Annotated in this window: 16 protein-coding genes; 12 read left to right on the forward strand and 4 right to left on the reverse strand. The window is 70.7% G+C overall.

Translation table 11 applies throughout. From position 1 onward, the window contains the following. Positions 1 to 321 precede the first annotated feature (321 nt). Positions 322 to 2,682 (reverse strand): SulP family inorganic anion transporter, encoded by a 2,361-nt coding sequence (locus tag ACIRQH_RS08985; RefSeq protein ID WP_388875752.1) that lies wholly within the window; start codon positions 2,680 to 2,682, stop codon positions 322 to 324. A gap of 336 nt (positions 2,683 to 3,018) precedes the next feature. On the opposite strand from ACIRQH_RS08985, the gene ACIRQH_RS08990 reads away from it, so the two are divergent. Then, entirely contained in the window at positions 3,019 to 4,287 is a 1,269-nt protein-coding gene (locus ACIRQH_RS08990) for a hypothetical protein (RefSeq protein ID WP_388930161.1), read from the forward strand. A gap of 62 nt (positions 4,288 to 4,349) precedes the next feature. On the opposite strand, the gene ACIRQH_RS08995 is transcribed toward ACIRQH_RS08990, so the two are convergent. Further along, complete coding sequence (locus ACIRQH_RS08995; protein ID WP_404224853.1) at positions 4,350 to 5,330, reverse strand: ATP-binding protein; 981 nt, start codon at positions 5,328 to 5,330, stop codon at positions 4,350 to 4,352. A 101-nt stretch (positions 5,331 to 5,431) separates the two neighbouring features. Here ACIRQH_RS08995 and ACIRQH_RS09000 point away from each other — a divergent pair, with 101 nt between their 5' ends. After that, the gene (locus ACIRQH_RS09000) at positions 5,432 to 6,256 is read left to right on the forward strand and encodes an oxidoreductase (protein ID WP_388875744.1); all 825 of its coding nucleotides are present in this window, start codon (positions 5,432 to 5,434) and stop codon (positions 6,254 to 6,256) included. Between the two features lie 440 nt (positions 6,257 to 6,696). Here the strand turns inward: ACIRQH_RS09000 and ACIRQH_RS09005 are convergent, their stop codons facing one another. Next, positions 6,697 to 7,530: an HAD family hydrolase gene (locus ACIRQH_RS09005; protein ID WP_358815445.1), complete on the reverse strand. Its 834-nt coding sequence runs from the start codon at positions 7,528 to 7,530 to the stop codon at positions 6,697 to 6,699. A gap of 572 nt (positions 7,531 to 8,102) precedes the next feature. On the opposite strand from ACIRQH_RS09005, the gene ssd reads away from it, so the two are divergent. The 7 genes from ssd to ACIRQH_RS09040 all read left to right on the forward strand — a co-directional run bounded on the left by ssd (position 8,103) and on the right by ACIRQH_RS09040 (position 13,960). Continuing rightward, a complete protein-coding gene (ssd, locus tag ACIRQH_RS09010) occupies positions 8,103 to 9,197 on the forward strand; it encodes a septum site-determining protein Ssd (RefSeq protein ID WP_388930219.1) in 1,095 nt (364 codons plus the stop codon). Between the two features lie 188 nt (positions 9,198 to 9,385). Next, the gene (locus ACIRQH_RS09015; protein WP_404224855.1) at positions 9,386 to 10,810 is read left to right on the forward strand and encodes a TadA family conjugal transfer-associated ATPase; all 1,425 of its coding nucleotides are present in this window, start codon (positions 9,386 to 9,388) and stop codon (positions 10,808 to 10,810) included. After that, on the forward strand, positions 10,797 to 11,672 hold the full coding sequence (locus ACIRQH_RS09020) for a type II secretion system F family protein (RefSeq protein WP_404224857.1): 876 nt from the start codon (positions 10,797 to 10,799) through the stop codon (positions 11,670 to 11,672). The genes ACIRQH_RS09015 and ACIRQH_RS09020 overlap by 14 nt, the downstream gene beginning before the upstream one ends. Beyond that, positions 11,669 to 12,460 (forward strand): type II secretion system F family protein, encoded by a 792-nt coding sequence (locus tag ACIRQH_RS09025; RefSeq protein WP_388875733.1) that lies wholly within the window; start codon positions 11,669 to 11,671, stop codon positions 12,458 to 12,460. Before ACIRQH_RS09020 ends, ACIRQH_RS09025 begins: the two co-directional genes overlap by 4 nt. An 84-nt stretch (positions 12,461 to 12,544) precedes the next feature. Further along, positions 12,545 to 12,769 carry a DUF4244 domain-containing protein gene (locus tag ACIRQH_RS09030; protein WP_388875730.1) on the forward strand — a complete coding sequence of 75 codons (225 nt, stop codon included), beginning with the start codon at positions 12,545 to 12,547 and terminating at the stop codon, positions 12,767 to 12,769. Further along, positions 12,756 to 13,160: a TadE family type IV pilus minor pilin gene (locus ACIRQH_RS09035; protein ID WP_404224860.1), complete on the forward strand. Its 405-nt coding sequence runs from the start codon at positions 12,756 to 12,758 to the stop codon at positions 13,158 to 13,160. Before ACIRQH_RS09030 ends, ACIRQH_RS09035 begins: the two co-directional genes overlap by 14 nt. Positions 13,161 to 13,255: 95 nt before the next feature. Next, the gene (locus ACIRQH_RS09040; RefSeq protein ID WP_404224862.1) at positions 13,256 to 13,960 is read left to right on the forward strand and encodes an Rv3654c family TadE-like protein; all 705 of its coding nucleotides are present in this window, start codon (positions 13,256 to 13,258) and stop codon (positions 13,958 to 13,960) included. A 33-nt stretch (positions 13,961 to 13,993) separates the two neighbouring features. Here the strand turns inward: ACIRQH_RS09040 and ACIRQH_RS09045 are convergent, their stop codons facing one another. Beyond that, positions 13,994 to 16,447, reverse strand: a complete 2,454-nt coding sequence (locus ACIRQH_RS09045; RefSeq protein WP_404224864.1) for a DEAD/DEAH box helicase — start codon at positions 16,445 to 16,447, stop codon at positions 13,994 to 13,996. An 80-nt stretch (positions 16,448 to 16,527) separates the two neighbouring features. Here ACIRQH_RS09045 and bldG point away from each other — a divergent pair, with 80 nt between their 5' ends. From bldG to ACIRQH_RS09060, 3 genes are all read left to right on the forward strand, one after another. Continuing rightward, a complete protein-coding gene (gene bldG / locus ACIRQH_RS09050) occupies positions 16,528 to 16,881 on the forward strand; it encodes an anti-sigma factor antagonist BldG (protein ID WP_028799135.1) in 354 nt (117 codons plus the stop codon). 98 nt (positions 16,882 to 16,979) lie between these two features. Then, entirely contained in the window at positions 16,980 to 17,417 is a 438-nt protein-coding gene (locus ACIRQH_RS09055) for an ATP-binding protein (protein ID WP_081218540.1), read from the forward strand. Positions 17,418 to 17,820: 403 nt separating this feature from the next. Next, the gene (locus ACIRQH_RS09060; RefSeq protein WP_358815453.1) at positions 17,821 to 20,229 is read left to right on the forward strand and encodes a sodium-translocating pyrophosphatase; all 2,409 of its coding nucleotides are present in this window, start codon (positions 17,821 to 17,823) and stop codon (positions 20,227 to 20,229) included. Positions 20,230 to 20,413 lie beyond the last annotated feature (184 nt).

The following is a 20,413-nucleotide window of genomic DNA, read 5'->3' on the forward strand; positions in this document are numbered from 1 at the left end:
GCCGCTCCGGCCCGTGACCCTGTGGCGCATCCTCGCCACGGGGTGCGGCCCGGCCGGCCCCCACAAGATCACACGAGGCCTGACGGCCTGGAAGGCGGGGCCACACCCTGATGCACGTACGCCGCGGACACCGGGTTCACGGAACACCTTGCCCGGCACCGCCACCCCGTTCCCCCTGCCAGGCGTGTCGTCGCGGGGGTCCAGCGGCGCAAGGAGGGCGATCACGAAAGGCCGGCGGAGAGCGCTGGGGAGGGAAAGGGAGGTGTCAGGCATCGGGCGGGGTGCGCGGCCCCGTCGGGCAGGGCCGCGCACCCGCGCCGCTCACGCGGGATGACGCAGATCGTCCGCCGCGCCCACGTGACCGAACAGCTCGGCCTCGTGGCCGTCGGCCAGCAGATACGACTGGGCCTCACCGACGTGGAAGTACATCCCGTGCAGTTCGAGCGCACCCTCGCGCAGCGCCCGCGCGACGGAGTCGTGCGCCCGCAGGTGCTCCAACTGCTGCACCACGTTGGTCAGGCAGAGCTGCTCCACCGTGTCGGCGGGTTCCCGCCCGGTGAGGCGCGGCTTCGGCCGGTCCTCGTCGGCCATCCGCTCCACGCTCGGCCGCCCGTGCCGCAGCCACCGCTTCAGCGGCGTGAGGGCCCCTCCGGGCTCCGACGCCAGCAGCGCCTGCATGGCCCCGCATCCGGAGTGCCCGCACACGGTGATGGACCGCACCTTGAGCACGTCCACGGCGTACTCGATGGCGGCGGCCACCGAGTCGTCCCCGCTCTCCTCGCCGGGCAACGGCACGAGGTTGCCCACGTTCCGCACGACGAAGAGGTCACCCGGACCACTGGAGGTGATCATCGATGTGACGAGCCGGGAGTCGGCACACGTCAGGAACAGCTGCGACGGCCGCTGCCCCTCCCGCGCGAGCCTGGCCAGCTCCTCGCGCACCAGCGGAGCGGTGTTCCGCTGGAACGCGCTGATGCCGCGCGCCAGTTGATGCCCGCTCGGCCGGGGCTCACCGGTCTTCTCGTCGTGCCCGCCGGAAGGGGAGGCGGATCCCATGGCACTGGGATCCTCGCAGTGATGGTTCCGCCACGGTGTCCAGGGGCGGCAACGGCAGTGCGCGGAGTCGGCCGGCTCGGCGATCCGGGTCCCGGCCCGCCCGGTGATCTCCACCGTGCCGCCCTGGGCGCTGTGCGAGCTCTGCCAGTCCTGCAGTGACTCGTACGCCGCGTGGTCCATGAACGATCCGTCCAACTCCACGACGATGTCGGCCCCGCGGGGGAAGAGGTGGAGGGCCCGGCTGAGTCGCGGCACCGCCAGAAACGTCAACTGCCCTCGTACGCGGACGTGATGGACTCCCCCCTTCTCTTCGTGCGTGATGCGGGTGCGGGTGAGGCGGTGCAGGGCGACGCCGACGGCCACGGCGACTCCGAGCGCCACACCCTCGAGGACGCCGAGGAACACGACGCCGAGTGTGGTGACGGCGTAGACCAGTACCTCGCGGTGGCGGGTGACCGTGCGGATGTGGTGCAGGGACACCATCTGGATGCCGACGGCCATCACCAGGGCGGCGAGCGATGCGAGGGGGATCAGCTCCAGGATCGGGACCATCAGCAGCGCGGCAACTACTACGAAAACGCCGTGCAGCATCGTGGAGTTCCGGCTCACAGCGCCCGCTTGGACATTCGCGGAACTGCGGACGGCCACACCGGCGACCGGCAGTCCGCCGAGCGCGCCGGAGACGACGTTGGCGGCGCCCTGGCCGAGCAATTCCCTGTCGAGGCCGGAACGGCCCACGCGGGCCTGGAGTTCCGGCCGGGCGCTCACCAGCTTGTCCACCGCGACGGCGCCGAGCAGTGACTGCACGCTGCAGACCAGCGTCACGGTGAGGACGGCTGCGGCGACGCCGAGCACCGGACCTTCGGGGAGTCCGGCCAGCGCGTGGCTGCTCCAGGAGGGCAGGTCGACCCGGGGAAGGGTCAGTCCGGCGAGCGAGGCGGTCGCGGTGGCGCCGGCGACGGCGACCAGGGCGGCGGGCACCTTGCGCAGCAGGCGGCCGGTCCGCCCGGGCAGGCGCGGCCAGGCGAACAGGAGCACCAGCGTCAGCACGCTCATGGACACCGCGGCGGGCTGCATGCGTGCCACCTGGCCCGGCAGGCCGACGAGGTTGTCGAGGACGGCGCTCTGCGGCACGCCCCCGAGCACGATGTGCAGTTGGGCGACGGCGATGGTGACGCCGATGCCGGCGAGCATGCCGTGCACGATCGCGGGGCTGACCGCCAGAGCCGTCCGCGCGACGCGCAGGCAGCCGAGGCCGAGTTGGGTGATGCCGGCGAGAACGGTGATGCCGCAGGTCGCGCGCCAGCCGTAGTGCTGGATCAGTTCGGCGGTGACGACCGTCAGGCCGGCGGCGGGACCGCTCACCTGGAGTGCCGAGCCGCCGATGCGCCCGGCCACGAGTCCGCCCACGGCGGCGGCGACGAGGCCGGCCTGGAGCGGGGCGCCGGTGGCGAGGGCGATGCCGAGGGACAAAGGGAGAGCGATCAGGAAGACCGCGATCGAGGCCGACAGGTCCGCACTCTCGATGCGGAACCGGCGGGGCGGGGTCGGTGGGGGGCTGTGGGGCTGGTGGGTGCGCGCGGGCCGAGTGGGGTCGGCGGCGCGAGTGGGGACGCAGGCAGACATGTTCCCGTCTCCTCCGGGGCAGCGCGGTCGCGGAACAGGTGGTCCCCCGTCCGATTGCGGCGGGGGGCGGGTCGCGGCCGTGGGTCACGGCGTGCAGCGGCGGGATTTTCAACGCTCGGTAAACGGATCGTAATGCAGGGTAAAGCGCTCATGCGGTAAACCGGAGCAAATGGGGCAGTAAATCACTCCCCGGAGTGAAGTGAGCTTTTTATCGGCTTGTCGTACTTATTCCTTCTCGGTCCCGTGAAACCTTGGCGGCGCTGTCGGCACACGGCTGCACGCCAACCCCATGACGCCCTGACCAGGGGTGACCGACCGAGGAAAAGGAGGGCGGAGATGGCCGCCACCCAGAGGATCGCCGCGGGCGCAGCACTCGCCGCGGCCTGCGCCACTGCGCTCGCCGGTTGTGCGGGCGGTACCCCTTCTTCCCACGCCACGCAGACCGTGAAGAAGGCGGAAGGTGCGCCCGCCCCGAAGACCGCGGTCCGTCTGATCGGCGACGGCTCCACCTCGTACACCGGGGCGCAGCCGCATCTGCCCCGGCCCGAGCGGCTGAAGCCCGGCCAGAAGCCGCCGCAGTTCGTGGTCTTCTCCTGGGACGGCGCCGGCGAGGACAGCCAGAAGCTCTTCTCCCACTTCCGGAAGATCTCCAAGGCCAACAACGCGACCATGACGTACTTCCTGAGCGGCGTTTACATGCTGCCGGAGGACAAGCGCGACCTGTACCGCCCACCCCAGCACTCGGCCGGCAGCTCGGAGATCGGTTTCAACGACCAGCAGGGCATCGAGGACACCGTGAAGCAGCTGCGCGGCGCGTGGCTGGAGGGCAACGAGATCGGCACCCACTTCAACGGCCACTTCTGCGGCACGGAGGGCGGCGTCGGCCAGTGGTCGGTCGCGGACTGGAAGAGCGAGATCGCCCAGGCGAAGTCGTTCGTGAAGTCCTGGAAGACCAACACGGGACTGAAGAAGGAATCGGCGCTGCCGTTCGACTACGACAAGGAACTCATCGGCGCCCGCACCCCCTGTCTGGAGGGCCGGCAGAACTTCATGAAGGCCGCCCATCAGCTGGGCTTCCGCTACGACACCAGTGGCGTCAACGACCAGCTCTGGCCGCAGAAGAAGGAGGGCCTGTGGGATCTGTCGATGCAGTTGGTGCCCTTCCCCGGCCACTCCTACGAGCAGCTGACCATGGACTACAACTTCATGGTCAACCAGTCGGGCACCCAGACCCAGGGCGACCCCGACAAGCAGGAGCTCTGGGGCGATCAGATGCGTGACGGCCTGCTCAAGGGCTTCGAGCGCGCCTACGACGGGAACCGTGCGCCGTTGGTGATCGGCAACCATTTCGAGTCCTGGAACGGCCGCAACTACATGCGCGCCGTCGACGAGGTCGTCGAGCGCGTCTGCACCAAGGCTGAGGTCCACTGTGTCTCCTTCCGGCAGCTCGCCGACTGGCTCGACGCCCAGGACCCGGCCACCGTCGCCAAGCTCCGTGGCCTCGATGTCGGTGAGGCTCCGTCGCAGGGCTGGGCGTCCTTCCTCTCCGGAGGCCCCGCCCCGGCCCCGAAGGGCGTCCCTGGCGCGCCGGCCCTCAAGCAGTAGCGGCGCGCCGGTCCGGCCCGGCCCCTCGCTCCTCGCCGGAGGAGCCGGGGCCGCCCGGCTGCTCAGGCCGTGGCCAGCGGGCTCTCGCCGAGTACGAAGGTTGGGTCGACCTGCTCCGTGAGGTCCGCCCCGGTCCTCGTGTTGCCCCAACTGGCCGCGTTCTTACGGTGGAAGTGCACCATCTGACGCGTGTACCGATCCCAGTCACGCAGCTCGTACGTGGCGTCGGCGGCGGTCTTCAGGCGGGAGAGCGAGTGCCTGTTGACCTCCTCCAGGAGCTCGAACCGGGGCGGCCGGCCCTTCTCCATGGCGCGGACCCAGTCGGAGTGTCCGACCGTCACCAAGAGGTCGTCGCCGACTTCCGCGCGCAGGAAGTCGATGTCGTCCTCGCCCTGCACCTTGTTGCCGACGACCTTGAGGGTGACGCCGAAGTCCTGGGCGTACTCCTTGTACTGGCGGTAGACGGAGACCCCTTTCCGGGTCGGCTCGGCGATGAGGAACGTGATGTCGAAACGGGTGAAGAGGCCGGACGCGAAGGAGTCGGAGCCGGCCGTCATGTCGACCACGACGTACTCGCCGGGGCCGTCGACGAGGTGGTTCAGGCAGAGCTCCACCGCGCCGGTCTTGGAGTGGTAGCAGGCAACTCCCAGATCGGCCTCGGTGAACGGGCCGGTGACCATCAAACGGACCGTGCCGCCGTCGAGTTTCACCGGTCGCGCGCACGCGTCGTACACCGGATTGGTCTCGTCGACCCGCAGCAGCCGCGACCCCTGCCCGGGCGGAGTGGTCTTGATCATCGTCTCGGCGGAGGCGATGCGCGGATTGGAGCCGCGCAGGTAGTCCTTGATGACGGGCAGCCGCTCACCCATCGCGGGGAGGGCCGCGGCCTCCGTCTCCTCAAGGCCGAGTGCGGGCCCCAGGTGCTGGTTGATGTCGGCGTCCACGGCGACGACCGGAGCCCCTGAGGCGGCGAGGTGGCGGACGAAGAGCGACGACAGGGTGGTCTTGCCGCTGCCGCCCTTCCCGACGAAAGCAATTTTCATGTTCACCAAGAGTAGTGCGTTGATCGCATTCCGTGGTTGCACTGCGTGAAGAAGACCACTCCTTCGTGGGGTGTGGCCGTGAGGTGCGTAGGGTCGTACTCATGAGTACGACAGGTGCGACCGCCGATCCGCTCGCGGCTCTGGCCTCGCTTCCCGGGGTGGCCGAATCCGTGGAGTCCGTCCGCAAGGCCGTGGACCGGGTCTACGGGCACCGCATCATGCGGCGCCGCAGCAACGAGATCACGTCCGAGGCGGCGCTGCGCGGTGCGCGCGGTTCGGCGGCGGTATCAGGAGCCGACTGGGCTCTCGAAGAGGTGCGCCGGCGGACCGACTTCAGCTCGGACGACGAGGCACGCACCGTCGGTGCGGCCCTGCGGCTGACCGCCGAGGCGGGGCAACTCCTGTCCATCTGGCGGCAGTCGCCCCTGCGGGTGCTGGCCCGGCTGCACCTGGTGGCGGCGGCGGACCAGGGCGACGGCACCGGTCGGCCGCGACAACGCGGCGAGCGGGTCGACGAGCCCCTCGTGGAGCTGCCCCTGCCGGACGCGGACGAGGTCGCCGGGCGGCTCGAAGGCCTCTCTCAGCTGATCATCGCCGGTGGTTCGGCGCCCGCGCTGGTCACGGCGGCCGTGGTCCACGGTGAGCTGATCGCCCTGCGCCCCTTCACGTCCCGCAACGGGCTGGTCGCGCGCGCGGCCGAGCGCATCGTACTGATCGGCAGTGGTCTCGACCCCAAGTCGATCTGTCCGGTGGAGGTCGGTCACGCCGAGCTGGGCCGCGCGGCCTATCTGGCGGCGCTGGACGGCTATGTCTCCGGCACGCCAGAAGGTATGGCTGCCTGGATCGCCCATTGCGGCAAGGCTGTTGAGCTGGGCGCGCGGGAGTCCGCGGCGGTCTGTGAGGCGCTTCAGCGAGGCGCGGCCTAGCGGGAAGGGCGGCCCGGCAGCGGGCCGGGAAGTGGAAACACCCTGAACAGGGTTGCGGCGGTACGAGTTCTCGTACCGCCGCTGGCATGTTCACCGGGTTACCAAGCGTCCTCGGATGTTGCCCATCAGGTCGGGAACTTCGGCCCGTCACCTGGTGCGGCTGGCCCGTAATCGACGGGTCGACGTCGCGTGGGTGCTCGATGTTCATGCTCGGTCCGTGGGGCCTTGTTGCGTTCAAAGGTGATCCTCGCGGATGTCCTTGGTCTCGCGGGCCGTTAACCCCTTTGTACTCCTGGTCCGGAGGAAGCGGAACCCCTGGCCACACTTCTTTACTTTTAGGTTCAAAGGGTGAGAAAAGGGCGCTCGCGGGCTGCACGCGCACGCGTGGCGCCCGCTTCGGGGCTCGCGCGAGACGCTCATGCCCGCCCCGGGCGGGCTGTTCACACCACGGAGGCGCGCCGTCGGCTCGCGTACCAGACGAGCCCGGCCGTGGCGGCCGCCGCTCCTATGGCCGCCGCCGCGACCAGGGCCGGCCGGGGTGGGACGGACAGGTTGGGCAGCCGCTGCTTGAGGCGGACGGGGCGGTGGAAGTCCAGGATCGGCCAGGAGCGGGCGACCGCCTCGCGGCGCAGGGCCCGGTCGGGGTTCACGGCGTGCGGGTGGCCGACGGACTCCAGCATCGGCACGTCGGTCGCCGAGTCGCTGTAGGCGTAGCAGCGGGAGAGGTCGTAGCCCTCCGACGCGGCCAGGTCCTTGATCGCGTCGGCCTTCGTCGGACCGTACGCGTAGTACGCCACCTCGCCCGTGAAACAGCCGTCCTCGCCCACGACCATGCGGGTCGCCACCACGCGGTCCGCGCCGAGCAGTTCACCGATCGGCTCGACCACCTCGGCTCCGGACGTGGACACGATCACGACGTCGCGCCCGGCGGTGTGGTGCTCCTCGATGAGGGAGGCGGCCTCGTCGTAGATGATCGGGTCGATGAGGTCGTGGAGCGTCTCGGCGACGATCTCCTTGACCTGTTGGACGTTCCAGCCGCGGCACATCGACGACAGGTACTTGCGCATCCGTTCCATCTGGTCGTGGTCGGCGCCACCGGCCAGGAACACGAACTGGATGTACGCGGTGCGCAAGGCCGCCCTGCGGTTGATCAGTCCGCCTTGGTAGAACGACTTGCTGAACGTGAGCGTGCTCGACTTCGCAATGACCGTCTTGTCCAGGTCAAAGAAGGCGGCTGTACGAGGCAAGGAGTGGTTTTCCACAAGGTTGAGCATAGGGCCCACCATTCGGCGTAAGGTGAGGCGCGTGGGTTTGCCTGAGAAGGCTCTCGGGTACACCATGGAAGTCACGGATCGTTCGCGACCGTGCTAACCCGGTCCGGCTCCTCCCCCCCCGAGTCGGCCGTGGGGACGACCCCCGCTCTCCCCCCCGGCGGGGGTCGTCGCATGTCCGGATGCTTTTTCTTCCACCTCTGCGCGGCCTCGGTGCGACTTTGGCACCGTTCAGGCCGCGCTTTTTTCATGACCATGATCCGTGACTTTGTGTAGTCGTGAGACTGCTCTGTGGAAGACGTTGAGAGCTCACCGGTATGGGTGAAGGCGATATTCACAGCCGCTGAGTTGTCCACAGTTTTCGACCAAGATCCACACGATTTCCGGGATCGCTGCACCGTGATTCCCACGCGCTCCGCTCGCCGCCAGTTCATGGCGGGTTCCGTTTGTCGGACGCGTTTGGCCGGTTCGTATCGGCCGTTCATATGGAGGCCGCCAGCCGGCTCTTCATACGGGCGGGAATCGCGGGGTCCTGGAGGGCCCCGCGCAAGAAGCAGCGAAGGGGGCTGGAGATCGTGGCGGGAGCCATCAAACATGACCGGCCGCCCACCGCCGAGGGGCGGCAGGGCGGACCGTTGATCGTCACCGAGGACGTCGAACTGCTCGACGACCTGTTGCGCCTGTGCGCGGCGGCGGGAGCGCGACCCGAGGTCCATCACGGGATTCCGGAACGCAGGGACAGCTGGGAGGCGGCACCCCTGGTCCTGGTGGGAGACGACGCCGCTCTGCGGGTGCGCGGGGCCTCCCGGAGAAGGGGCGTGGTGCTGGTCGGGCGGGATCAGGACGACTCCGGAGTCTGGCGACGAGCCGTCGAGATCGGGGCCGACCACGTCCTGATGCTGCCGGACGGCGAGCAGTGGCTGGTCGACCGGATCGCCGACGTGACCGAAGGGATCGGCAGGCCCGCCCTCACCGTCGGCGTCCTCGGCGGCCGTGGCGGTGCCGGCGCGTCCACGCTGGCCTGCGCACTCGCCCTCACCTCGGCGCGCCAGGGAAGGCGCACCCTGCTCGTGGACGCGGATCCCCTGGGTGGCGGACTCGACGTACTCCTCGGCGGAGAGGCGGCCGAGGGACTGCGCTGGCCGGCGTTCGCCGCCTCCCGCGGCAGGGTCGGCGGCGGCGCTCTGGAGGAGTCCCTGCCCGAACTGCACGCCCTCCGGGTCCTCAGCTGGGACAGGGGTGACGCGGTCACCATCCCGCCGCGAGCGGTACGAGCGGTACTGGCCGCCGCCAGACGACGTGGCGGCGCGGTGGTCGTCGACCTGCCCCGCCGTATCGACGAGGGGGTCGCCGAGGTCCTCTCCCAGCTCGATGTGGGGGTGCTGGTGGTCCCGGGCGATCTGCGCGCCATCGCGGCGGCCGGGCGGATGGCGTCCGCGGCCGGCATGGTCCTGCGCGATCTGCGGGTCGCCGTGCGGGGTCCGTTCGTTCCGGGACTGGACGACCGCGAGGTCGCTCGACTGCTCGACCTGCCCCTGGTGGGTGAAGTACCCGAAGAACCCTCCCCGTTGGACGGCGGGCCACCGCCAGGGAGTGTGGCCCGCGGGCCTCTGGCCCGGTTCTGCACGGCCTTCTGGGAGCGGATTCCGGTCGAAGGAGGGGGCGTATGAGCTGGGACGCGACCACAGGCATGGACTGCGGAGCGGGCCTCGAAGGGCGAAAGGGGAGGGGACCGCAGGACCTGCGCCAGGGAGTGCCGTACGGGCGGACGGACGCACGGGACGGGCCTGAGTACGCGGTGCCCATGAGGACATTGGACGCGCGGGACGGGGGCGTGTCGGGGGCGTACGGGGGTCGGATGACCGGGACGACGGAGGCGAGGGGCGTACCGGGAGGCTTCCTGACCGGCCGGGCGGAGGCGTGGTCCGGGGCCGGAGGGACGCTGGGCACACCGGGGGAGACGTGGTCCGGGGCCGACGAGGCCGCCGAGTTGCTGGACGGGGTGCGCCAGTGGCTCGCCGAAAGTGGCTGCGAACCGACCCCGGCGAGGGTGGCGCAGGCGCTGCGGGCGCAGGGCCGGGTGCTCGGGGACGCCGAAGTCCTCGGTGCGGCTGAGCGGTTGCGGTCGGAGCTGGTCGGCAGCGGCCCGCTCGAACCGCTGCTCGCCGACCCGTCGGTGACCGACGTCCTGGTGTCGGCACCCGACCGGGTGTGGGTGGACCGGGGTGGCGGCCTGGAGCTGACGCCCGTCTCCTTCCCGGACGCGGCAGCCGTCCGGCGTCTCGCGCAACGGCTCGCGGCCGTGGCGGGCCGAAGGCTCGATGACGCCCGGCCGTGGGTGGATGCCCGGCTGCCCGACGGGACACGGCTGCACGCCGTGCTGCCACCCGTCGCCGTCGGTTCCACCTGCCTCTCCCTGCGAGTCGTGCGGCCGCGTGCGTTCACGCTCGACGAACTGGTCGCGGCCGGGACGGTGCCACCCGGCGGGGACCGGGTGCTCAGAGCTCTGTTGGACGCCCGGTTGTCCTTCCTCATCAGTGGAGGAACCGGGTCGGGCAAGACGACGCTGCTCAGCGCGCTGCTGGGTCTCGTGGGCCCCGGGGAGCGGATCGTGCTCGCCGAGGACTCGGCGGAACTGCGGCCCGACCATCCGCACGTGGTGCGCCTGGAGGGGCGGCCGGCCAATCAGGAGGGCGTCGGGCTCGTCGCGCTCCAGGACCTGGTCCGGCAGGCCCTGCGAATGCGCCCGGACCGGCTGGTCGTCGGTGAGGTGCGTGGTCCGGAGGTCGTCTCGCTGCTGGCGGCGCTGAACACGGGTCACGAGGGCGGCTGCGGCACGGTCCACGCGAACGCGGCGGCGCAGGTCCCGGCCCGCCTGGAGGCGCTGGGTACCGCGGCCGGGCTCGACCGGGCGGCCCTGCACAGCCAGTTGGCGGCGGCCCTGTCCGTGGTGCTGCACCTTGTCCGGGACCGGGCGGGCCGGCGGCGGATCGCCGAGGTGCACGTCCTCGAACGCGACCCGTCTGGGCTGGTGGTCACCGTACCGGCCCTCCGGTGGGGCGATGAGGCCTTCGCGTACGAGCGCGGCTGGGAGCGGCTGCGGGGGCTGCTTCGGGACGGCGGGCAAGGCCGTCACGGGCCGATTCGCATCGATGCGCGAGGAGTTCAAGGGGTCGGTGGAGTTACGAGAACTGCGAGGACCCCTGTGTCAGCAGGACGAGAAGCGGGCGCGACCGCGCCCGGAGACCGGGAGACGAACGGGGAGTGGGATGGCGATCGGTGAGGCGGCGGATGTGTACGTGAGTGCCGCCATGGCGTGTGCCGGGATCGCGGCCTGGCTGATGAGCGGGCGCGGCGTGGGAGCGCGCAGGGCGCGGCTGCTGTTAGCGGGCGATGGGGCCGAGGGGGTCGGTCCGCCCCACCGGGAGCGGGTCAGCGCGGAGTGGAGGCGACTGCGGGCACGGATGCGGCCCGAACTCTGGTCACTCGTGGCCGGATTGGTGATCGCGGCGATCGGCTCCTCGGTGGTGCCTCTTCTCCTCGGGGCGGCCGGAGTGCCACTGCTGGGCCGGGTGAGGCGGGCGTCGGATGCGCGGCGGGAGCGGGAGCGGCGCGGCGACGCCGTGATCGCCCTGTGCGGCGCTCTCGCCGGTGAGGTACGGGCTGGACGGCAGCCGGGGGAGGCGTTGCTCGGAGCGGCGCGCGACTCGGACGGGCTCGGTGGTGGGCAGCCGGTGGTGTTGGCGGCGGCTCGGTTCGGCGGGGATGTTCCGGGTGCGCTCACGGAGGCGGCGCGTCAGCCCGGCGCCGACGGTCTGGCGGGGCTCGCCGCGTGCTGGCGCGTGGCCGTGGACCGGGGTGCGGGACTCGCTGCGGGGCTGGACCGGCTTGAGGGTGCGCTGCGTGCCGAGCGTGATCAAAGAGCGGACATGCGGGCGCAGTTGGCGGGCTCACGTTCGACGGCCTCGATGCTCGCAGGCCTTCCGGTGCTCGGTCTCCTGCTCGGCACGGCGCTCGGCGCCGATCCGCTGCACGTGCTGCTGCACACGGGGCCAGGGCTGGGATGCCTGCTGGTCGGCGGGGTGCTGGAGGCCGCGGGCCTGTGGTGGGCGCTGCGGATCGTGCGAGGAGCGGAGGCGGCATGAGCGCGGAAGTTGTCCACAGGCTGGGGGCGGTGGTGTGCGGGGTGTTCCTGCTTGGATCGTTCGCCCGGTGGATCGGGGCGGCGCGACGCGAGCGAAGGATGCGTGGACGGTTGGCCGTGCTGCTGGCACTGGAGGCGCCTCAACCGCGACGCCGTTTCGACATCGGCGGATCCGGGCGCAGGTGGCTGCCCGTGTCGGCCGCAGTGTGTGTCGGCTGGATCCTGGTCGGCGGTGTCGTCGGGGCTGTGGTGGGCCTGGTGGCCGGCGTCGGGATCCGTTGGTGGCGGGAGCGGAAGCTGCGGACGGCGGCCGCGGATCTCGTCGAGTACGACGAAGCCTTGGCGGCCCGGCAACTCCCGCTCGCCGCCGACCTGGTGGCCGCTTGTATCGCGGCGGGTGCGAGTCCCGTGACGGCGGCCCAGGCGGTGGGTGAGGCCTTGGGCGGACCGGTGGGCGAGCGGCTGGCACGGGGAGCGGCTGAGGTGCGGCTCGGGGGTGAACCGGCCGAGGCGTGGCGGAGGTTGGCATCGATACCGGGTGCGCAGGGGCTGGCGCGACTGCTGGAGCGCGCGGGCGACTCGGGTGTGCCGGCGGCCGTGCCGGTCGGGAGGCTCGCGGCGGAGGCCCGCGCCGAGTGGGGTCGCACGGCGACGGCACGGGCACGACGAGCGGCCGTCATGGTGACCGCGCCCGTGGGGCTGTGCTTTCTCCCCGCGTTCCTCGCTATCGGCGTACTGCCCGTGGTGATCGGGCTGGCCGGCGGACTGCTGAAAGGGGGTGCCGGCTGAGAGGGCGGTGGTGACTGACGGAGACAGGTGGGCCGCTTCACGTGGACCACATGACGGGCAGGGTTCGACCTTACGGGGGTTGGAATGCGCAGGACGGTACGGGTTCTGAGGCGAGGACGGGCGTGGACGCGGGCGTGGATGCTCGCACGGCTGGTGCGGAGGGACACGGGGATGGTCACGTCCGAGTACGCGGTGGGAGTCATCGCGGCGGTGGCCTTCGCCGCCGTGCTCTACAAGGTGGTGACGAGCGGGCAGGTCAGCGAGGAACTGCAGGGCATCGTGGGGCGGGCACTCAATGGCCAGACGTGAACGAGGCGAACGCGCAGTCCTGTTGAGGGAGAGCCGGGCCGCCGGGGATCGCGGTTTCGTGACTGCCGAGGCGGCGGTGGTCCTGCCGTCGCTGGTGCTGGTCGGGATGGCGCTGGTCTGGGCCCTGCTCGCCGCGTCCGCGCAGATCCAGTGCGTGGACGCGGCGAGGGCGGGTGCCCGGGCGGCGGCACGCCAGGACTCGCAGGAAGCGGTCGTGGCGACCGCTCGCCGAGCGGCCCCCGCCGGCGCGAAGGTCACGGTGAGCCGCGAGGCGGACCTGGTCAGGGTGACGGTCGACGCGCGAACACCGGGGCCCACGGCGCTCTCCCTCGGGGTCGGCGACGAGGCGGTGGCGCTGGCGGAGGAGACGGTGGGGGTGAGCGGGCGATGAGCAGGCGGAGCGCCTGGAGGAGGGGGTGCCGGGTGCCGAGCGCGACGGGGGGTGACGAGAGCGGGGACAGGGGCCGGGCGAGTGGAGGGAGAGTGATGTCCTCCGACCGAGGCTCGGCCACCGTCTGGACGGTAGGTGCGATGGCCGCGCTCTGTGCCGTGTTCGGTGTGGTGCTGGCGATGGGACACGCCGCCGTGACGCGGCACCGGGCGGCAGGGGCAGCCGATCTGGCGGCCCTCGCCGCGGCCGACCACTGGAGCGACGGCCGCGTGGCGGCATGCGCCCGCGCGGACCGGGTGGTCCGGGCGCAGAACGCGCGGCTCGTCCGGTGCGCGGTCGAGGGCGAGATCTCGGATGTGAAGGCGGCGTCGGGGGACGGACTGTTCACATCCGAAGCCAGGGCGCGGGCGGGACCGCCGGGGGCGGATGCCGCCGGCCCGCCGGATGCCGATGCATCGGCATCGGCATCGCCGGGGGAGGAGCCCTCCGGAGGAGTTGATGCATCTGCGTGGGTTGAGGCATCGCGACCACCGGAAGCAGAGGCATCTGCGGGGACCGATGAGCTCAAGGGGGCGGAGGCACTCGTGGCGTCGGCGGTGCCCGTGGGGTTCGGGCGGAGAGCGCCCTCCGGACCGGAGGGACAGGCATCCGCAGGGGCCGAGGTTCCTGCGGGCCGGAAGGCCTCGACGAAATCGTGGTCGATACCGGAGCGGGAGCCGGAGGCGGCGCGGGCGACGGGGCTTCCTGCGTGGCTGGAGTCCATGAGAGGTACGACGCTCGCGAGACGCGCGAGACCCTGATGGGCCGCGCGAGGCCCTGTGCGGCGGGCGGTGTCACTCGTCCGGCGCAGCCCGCAGGAGTTCTGTGAGGAGGCGTACGGCGCCTCGCTTGTGCAGGGGGTCGTTGCCGTTGCCGCACTTGGGTGACTGGATGCAGGAAGGGCAGCCGGCGTCGCACTCGCAGGACGCGATGGCCTGGCGGGTGGCGACGAGCCACGAGCGGGCCGTGTGGAAGGCGCGCTCGGCGAATCCGGCGCCGCCCGGGTGGCCGTCGTAGACGAAGACGGTGGGCAGGAGCGTGTCCGGGTGGAGGGGGACCGAGACGCCGCCGATGTCCCAGCGGTCGCAGGTGGCGAAGAGCGGCAGCATGCCGATCGACGCGTGTTCGGCGGCGTGCAGGGCCCCGCCGAGGATCTCCGGGTTGATCCGCGCCGCGTCCAGCTGGTCCTCGGTGACCGTCCACCAGACGGCGCGCGTACGCAGCGTGCGGGGAGGGAGGTCGAGCTTGGTCTCGCCGAGCACCTCGCCGGTGATGACACGTCGACGGAGGAAGGAGACGACCTGGTTGGTGACTTCGACGGAGCCGTAGCACAACCGTCCCTCGCCCCAGGGGACTTCGACGTCGGTCTCGAGGACGGCGATGGAGGTGGTGTCGCGGGCGACCGTCGAATACGGAGGGCTGGACTCCTCGACCAGGGCGACGGAGTCCTCCAGGTCCAGTTTGCGCACCAGGTACGTGCGGCCCTGGTGCAGGTGGACCGCGCCCTCGTGGACCGCCGTGTGCGAGGCGCCCGCGTCGACGGTCCCGAGCAGCCGCCCGGTGCCGGACTCGACGACCTGCACCGGGGTGCCGCCCTCGCCGCGGATGTCGGTCAGGTCGGCGGCCCGTTCGCGGCGCGTCCAGTGCCAGGCCGTCGCCCGGCGGCGCAGCAGCTTCGCGGCCTCCAGCTGCGGCAGCAGATCGGCGGTGGCGGGGCCGAAGAGTTCGAGGTCGGCGTCCGTGAGGGGAATCTCGGACGCCGCGGCGCACAGGTGCGGGGCGAGGACGTACGGGTTGTCCGGATCGAGGACGGTGGATTCGACCGGTTGGTCGAACAGGGCCTCGGGATGGTGGACGAGGAAGGTGTCCAGCGGGTCGTCGCGGGCCACGAGGATGGCCAGCGCGCCCTGCCCGGCGCGGCCGGCGCGGCCCGCCTGTTGCCAGAGCGAGGCGCGGGTGCCGGGATAGCCGGCGATGACGACGGCGTCGAGGCCGGAGATGTCGACGCCGAGTTCGAGGGCGGTGGTGGCGGCGAGGCCGAGAAGTTCGCCGGAGTGCAGAGCGCGCTCCAGGGCGCGGCGTTCCTCGGGGAGGTAGCCGCCGCGGTAGGCGGCGACGCGCCGGGCGAGGGAGCGGTCGACCTCGGCGAGGCGTTCCTGGGCGATGACCGAGACCAGCTCGGCGCCACGCCGGGACCGTACGAAGGCGATCGAGCGCATGCCCTGGACGGTGAGGTCGGTGAGGAGATCGGCCGTTTCGGCGGTTGCCGTACGCCGGACGGGTGCACCTTTCTCGCCGTGCAGTTCGGTGAGCGGGGGCTCCCAGAGGGCGAACACCAGTTCTCCGCGGGGGGAGGCGTCATCGGCGACCTCGACGACCGGGAGCCCTGTCAGACGGCGGGCCGCGACGGAGGGCTCGGCGGCGGTCGCGGAGGCCAGCAGGAAGACGGGGGAGGCGCCGTAGCGGGCACACAGGCGGCGCAGGCGGCGCAGCACCTGGGCGACGTGGGAGCCGAAGACGCCACGGTAGGTGTGGCATTCGTCGATGACGACGTAGCGCAGGGAGCGCAGGAAGGAGGCCCAGCGGGGGTGGGAGGGCAATATCCCGCGGTGCAGCATGTCGGGGTTGGTCAGGACGTAGTTCGCGTACTGGCGAACCCACTCGCGTTCTTCGAACGGCGTGTCGCCGTCGTACACGGCCGGGCGGATCGCATTGCCCAGCGGTTGTGAAAGTTCCTTCACGGAACGCCGTTGATCGGCTGCGAGGGCCTTCGTGGGGGCCAGATACAGCGCGGTGGCTCCCCGGCCGTTCGGCGCCTCGGAGCCGTCCAGGAGGGCTGTGAGGACCGGGACGAGGTACGCCAGGGACTTGCCGGAGGCGGTGCCCGTCGCGACGATCACCGATTCGCCGTCCAGGGCGTGCTCGGCGACGCGTGCCTGATGGGCCCACGGGTGTTCGATACCCGCGGCCTGCACCGCGGCGATGACCTCCGAACGGATCCGGTCCGGCCAGACGGCATGGCGACCCGCTCGCGGGGGCAAGTGCTCCGTATGAGTGATGCGCGAAGCCCGGCTCGGCCCCGAGGCGAGCCGGTCCAGGACCGTGCTCGGCGAGGGGCGGGACGCTGTGTCCGTCGAGGATCGATCGGATCGGTGATTCTTGGCCATCGGCATCGAGTGTGTCACTGGCGTGACGGACAATGGACTCAAGGCGTCGTGCACGCCTGCCGGTAAGTGATTGAATGCCATCGCGGCTGGCGAACCGTCCCGGGGGCTCTGCCGAGGTGTCCCATGGGGCGACCGCTCGATAGCAAGGTGCTGGAGGATCCGTGGACCTGTCCCTGTCGACTCGCAATGTGTCCGGCCCCAATGGCGACCGTACGGTCGTCGAGGTCGGCGGCGAAATCGATGTATATACCGCGCCCAAGTTGCGCGAGCAGCTGGTCGAGCTGGTGAACGACGGCAGCTTCCACCTCGTCGTCGACATGGAGGGCGTGGACTTCCTCGACTCCACCGGTCTCGGCGTGCTGGTCGGCGGCCTGAAGCGCGTCCGTGCCCACGAGGGCTCGCTGCGTCTGGTCTGCAACCAGGAGCGCATTCTGAAGATCTTCCGTATTACCGGTCTCACCAAGGTGTTCCCGATTCACACCTCGGTGGAGGAGGCGGTCAACGCGACCGACTGACCACCGGTCTCCCGGGTTCCGGCCCGGGCTCGAGAAGTGGGAGGCCGGGCCCGCGGCCCGGCCTCCTGACAGCACGCCCGTAGTTCAGAGGGGGATGCATGGCCACCGTTGAACTCCGCTTCAGCGCGCTGCCCGAGCACGTCAGGACCGCCCGACTGGTGGCGGCAGCGGTGGCGCGCAGGGCCGGAGTGGACGAGGCCGTACTCGACGAGGTCAGGCTCGCTGTCGGCGAGGCCTGTTCTCGCGCCGTCGGGCTGCACCAGAGCGGTGGCATCTCGGCGCCGGTGCATGTGTCGCTGATCGAGGAGGAGAAGCAGTTCTCCATCGAGGTCGGTGACGAGGCGCCTGGTTCGGTGCCCGGTGGAGCGGCGTCCGGCGCCGCTTCCGGCGGTCCGGACGTGGAGACCGAAGAGGACGAGATGGGCCTCGCGGTCATCAGCGGTCTCGTGGACGACGTGGAAGTCATCGCCGGAGAGCACGGCGGACTGATCAGGATGAGCTGGCCCACCACGCCGCCGGCCGTGGCTCTTACCTGACAACCGCCCCTCTTTTTTCTTGCCCCGAAGGGCCCTACTCGGTGGGGCCCTTCGGCATGTCCGGGGTCCGCACGGCGCCCCCACTCCGCCCCGCCCGCGATTTCTCTCCGGACCCTTCTGCCACGTCCGAGGCTTGCGCAGCGTCGATACGCGACCTGGGCGGCGGCTGTACGGGTGATCGGTTACGGCGTTTCGTGAATTCATTCACGATCAGGCGCGTGATATCTGGATCATGCGTCAATGCCTCAGAGGCATTACTCCATTCGGGCCCTGTAGCGCTCGACGATCATTTGCTGAAGAGTACGTGAAGATTAATTCCACTTACCGCACACTGTTTTGATCAGGTTCCGGTACCTAGAATCCGTCCACATCTTGAGCTCAGCCCAAGCGTCAAGGAGGACGAATGGCGGGGCTTTCTACCCCTCAGCAGTTTGGCCATCCCACAACCCTCGCAGCCGCGGTCCTGACGGACGGCAACCGCCTCATCGTGGTGGTCATCGCCGTCGTCGCACTGGCCGCGCTCGTGGTCGCCGGGATCCTGGTGCGCCAGGTTCTCGCGGCCGGCGAGGGAACCGACAGCATGAAGGAGATCGCGAAGGCGATCCAGGAGGGCGCCAATGCCTACCTGGGACGCCAGATGCGCACGCTCGGCGTATTCGCCGCCGTGGTGTTCTTCCTGCTCATGCTGCTTCCCGCGGACGACTGGAATCAGCGCGCCGGGCGATCGATCTTCTTCCTGATCGGCGCGGCGTTCTCGGCGACCACCGGCTATATCGGTATGTGGCTCGCCGTTCGGAGCAATGTCCGCGTGGCCGCCGCCGCGCGGGAAGCGACCCCGGCAGAGGGTGAGTCCGAAAGGGATCTCACCGCGGTCTCGCACAAAGCCATGAAGATCGCTTTCCGTACCGGTGGCGTCGTCGGCATGTTCACGGTGGGGCTCGGTCTGCTGGGCGCCTCCTGTGTGGTGCTCGTGTACGCGGCCGACGCGCCGAAGGTACTGGAGGGCTTCGGCCTCGGTGCGGCACTGATCGCCATGTTCATGCGTGTCGGCGGCGGCATCTTCACCAAGGCCGCCGACGTCGGCGCCGACCTGGTAGGCAAGGTCGAGCAGGGCATTCCGGAGGACGACCCGCGTAATGCCGCGACCATCGCCGACAACGTGGGCGACAACGTCGGCGACTGCGCCGGTATGGCGGCCGACCTCTTCGAGTCGTACGCCGTCACGCTCGTCGCCGCGCTGATCCTCGGCAAGGTGGCGTTCGGCGACGCCGGGCTCGCGTTGCCGCTGATCGTGCCCGCGATCGGTGTCCTCACCGCGATGGTCGGCATCTTCGCGGTGGCACCCCGCCGCTCGGACCGCAGCGGCATGTCCGCGATCAACCGTGGGTTCTTCATCTCCGCGGTGATCTCGCTGGTGCTGGTCGCCCTGGCCGTCTACATCTACCTCCCGGGCTCCTACGGCGACCTGGACGGTGTCACGGACGCGGCGATCAAGGCCAAGGGCGGCGATCCACGGGTCCTCGCGGTCCTCGCCGTCGCGATCGGCATCGTGCTGGCCGCGCTGATCCAGCAGTTGACCGGCTACTTCACCGAGACCAGCCGCCGTCCCGTCCGGGACATCGGCAAGAGTTCCCTGACCGGCGCGGCCACCGTCGTCCTCGCCGGCATCTCCATCGGTCTCGAATCGGCCGTCTACACCGCCCTGTTGATCGGCCTCGGCGTGTACGGGGCGTTTCTGCTCGGCGGTACGTCGATCATGCTGGCGCTGTTCGCGGTCGCGCTCGCCGGAACCGGTCTGCTGACCACCGTCGGCGTCATCGTCGCGATGGACACGTTCGGACCGGTCTCCGACAACGCGCAGGGCATCGCCGAGATGTCCGGAGACGTCGAGGGCGCGGGCGCGCAGGTGCTCACCGACCTTGACGCCGTCGGCAACACCACCAAGGCCATCACCAAGGGCATCGCCATCGCCACCGCGGTCCTCGCCGCCTCGGCCCTCTTCGGCTCGTACCGTGACGCGATCACCACGGCGGCGAGCGACGTGGGCGAGAAGGTCTCCGGACCGGGCGCGCCGATGAACCTGATGATGGACATCTCGCAGCCCAACAACCTGGTGGGCCTCATCGCGGGCGCCGCGGTCGTCTTCCTCTTCTCGGGGCTGGCGATCAACGCGGTGTCGCGGTCCGCGGGCGCCGTGGTCTACGAGGTGCGGCGGCAGTTCCGCGAGCACCCCGGGATCATGGACTACAGCGAGAAACCCGAGTACGGGCGCGTCGTCGACATCTGCACCAAGGACGCGCTGCGCGAACTGGCCACTCCAGGTCTGCTCGCGGTGCTCACACCGATCGCGATCGGGTTCACGCTCGGCGTCGGCGCACTCGGTTCGTTCCTCGCGGGCGCGATCGGCACCGGCACGCTCATGGCCGTCTTCCTCGCCAACTCGGGTGGTGCCTGGGACAACGCCAAGAAACTCGTCGAGGACGGGCACCACGGCGGCAAGGGCAGCGAGGCCCACGCCGCCACGGTGATCGGTGACACGGTCGGTGACCCCTTCAAGGACACGGCCGGCCCGGCGATCAACCCGCTGCTGAAGGTCATGAACCTGGTGTCGCTGCTGATCGCTCCGGCCATCGTCAAGTTCTCGTACGGCGACGACAAGAGCGTCGGCGTACGGGTGTTCGTCGCGATCCTCGCCTTCCTGGTGATCGCGGGCTCCGTGTACATCTCCAAGCGGCGCGGGATCGCCATGGGGGATGAGGAGGACGACACCGACGGGGTCGCCAAGTCGGCGGATCCGGCGGCGGTTTCGTAGCTCACAGACGCGCCCCCGGCACGGCACGGGTTCGAGTGCCTGGTCGGGGCAGGGTCAACGGGCGGGGGGGCCGGGGGGGGGGGGGGGGCCCGCCCCCCCCCCCGGGGGGGTGGGGGGGGGGGGGGGGGGCGAAAGATGGGTGGTTGCACTGGTCTGGAAAAATTTGTTTTTGGGGCAGACGGAC

This window comes from Streptomyces sp. NPDC102279 (genome assembly GCF_044766365.1).
GTDB lineage: Bacteria > Actinomycetota > Actinomycetes > Streptomycetales > Streptomycetaceae > Streptomyces.

Coding starts and splice junctions, on each gene's coding strand:
- ACIRQH_RS09025 (WP_388875733.1), top strand. CDS start 11,669: ATGAGCGCGGAAGTTGTCCACAGGCTGGGGGCGGTGGTGTGCGGGGTG.
- ACIRQH_RS09060 (WP_358815453.1), top strand. CDS start 17,821: ATGGCGGGGCTTTCTACCCCTCAGCAGTTTGGCCATCCCACAACCCTC.
- ACIRQH_RS09020 (WP_404224857.1), top strand. CDS start 10,797: ATGGCGATCGGTGAGGCGGCGGATGTGTACGTGAGTGCCGCCATGGCG.
- ACIRQH_RS08985 (WP_388875752.1), bottom strand. CDS start 2,682: ATGTCTGCCTGCGTCCCCACTCGCGCCGCCGACCCCACTCGGCCCGCG.
- ACIRQH_RS09000 (WP_388875744.1), top strand. CDS start 5,432: ATGAGTACGACAGGTGCGACCGCCGATCCGCTCGCGGCTCTGGCCTCG.
- ACIRQH_RS09055 (WP_081218540.1), top strand. CDS start 16,980: ATGGCCACCGTTGAACTCCGCTTCAGCGCGCTGCCCGAGCACGTCAGG.
- ACIRQH_RS09035 (WP_404224860.1), top strand. CDS start 12,756: ATGGCCAGACGTGAACGAGGCGAACGCGCAGTCCTGTTGAGGGAGAGC.
- ACIRQH_RS08990 (WP_388930161.1), top strand. CDS start 3,019: ATGGCCGCCACCCAGAGGATCGCCGCGGGCGCAGCACTCGCCGCGGCC.
- ACIRQH_RS09040 (WP_404224862.1), top strand. CDS start 13,256: ATGTCCTCCGACCGAGGCTCGGCCACCGTCTGGACGGTAGGTGCGATG.
- ACIRQH_RS09015 (WP_404224855.1), top strand. CDS start 9,386: ATGACCGGGACGACGGAGGCGAGGGGCGTACCGGGAGGCTTCCTGACC.
- ACIRQH_RS09030 (WP_388875730.1), top strand. CDS start 12,545: ATGCGCAGGACGGTACGGGTTCTGAGGCGAGGACGGGCGTGGACGCGG.
- ACIRQH_RS08995 (WP_404224853.1), bottom strand. CDS start 5,330: ATGAAAATTGCTTTCGTCGGGAAGGGCGGCAGCGGCAAGACCACCCTG.
- ACIRQH_RS09005 (WP_358815445.1), bottom strand. CDS start 7,530: ATGCTCAACCTTGTGGAAAACCACTCCTTGCCTCGTACAGCCGCCTTC.
- ACIRQH_RS09045 (WP_404224864.1), bottom strand. CDS start 16,447: ATGGCATTCAATCACTTACCGGCAGGCGTGCACGACGCCTTGAGTCCA.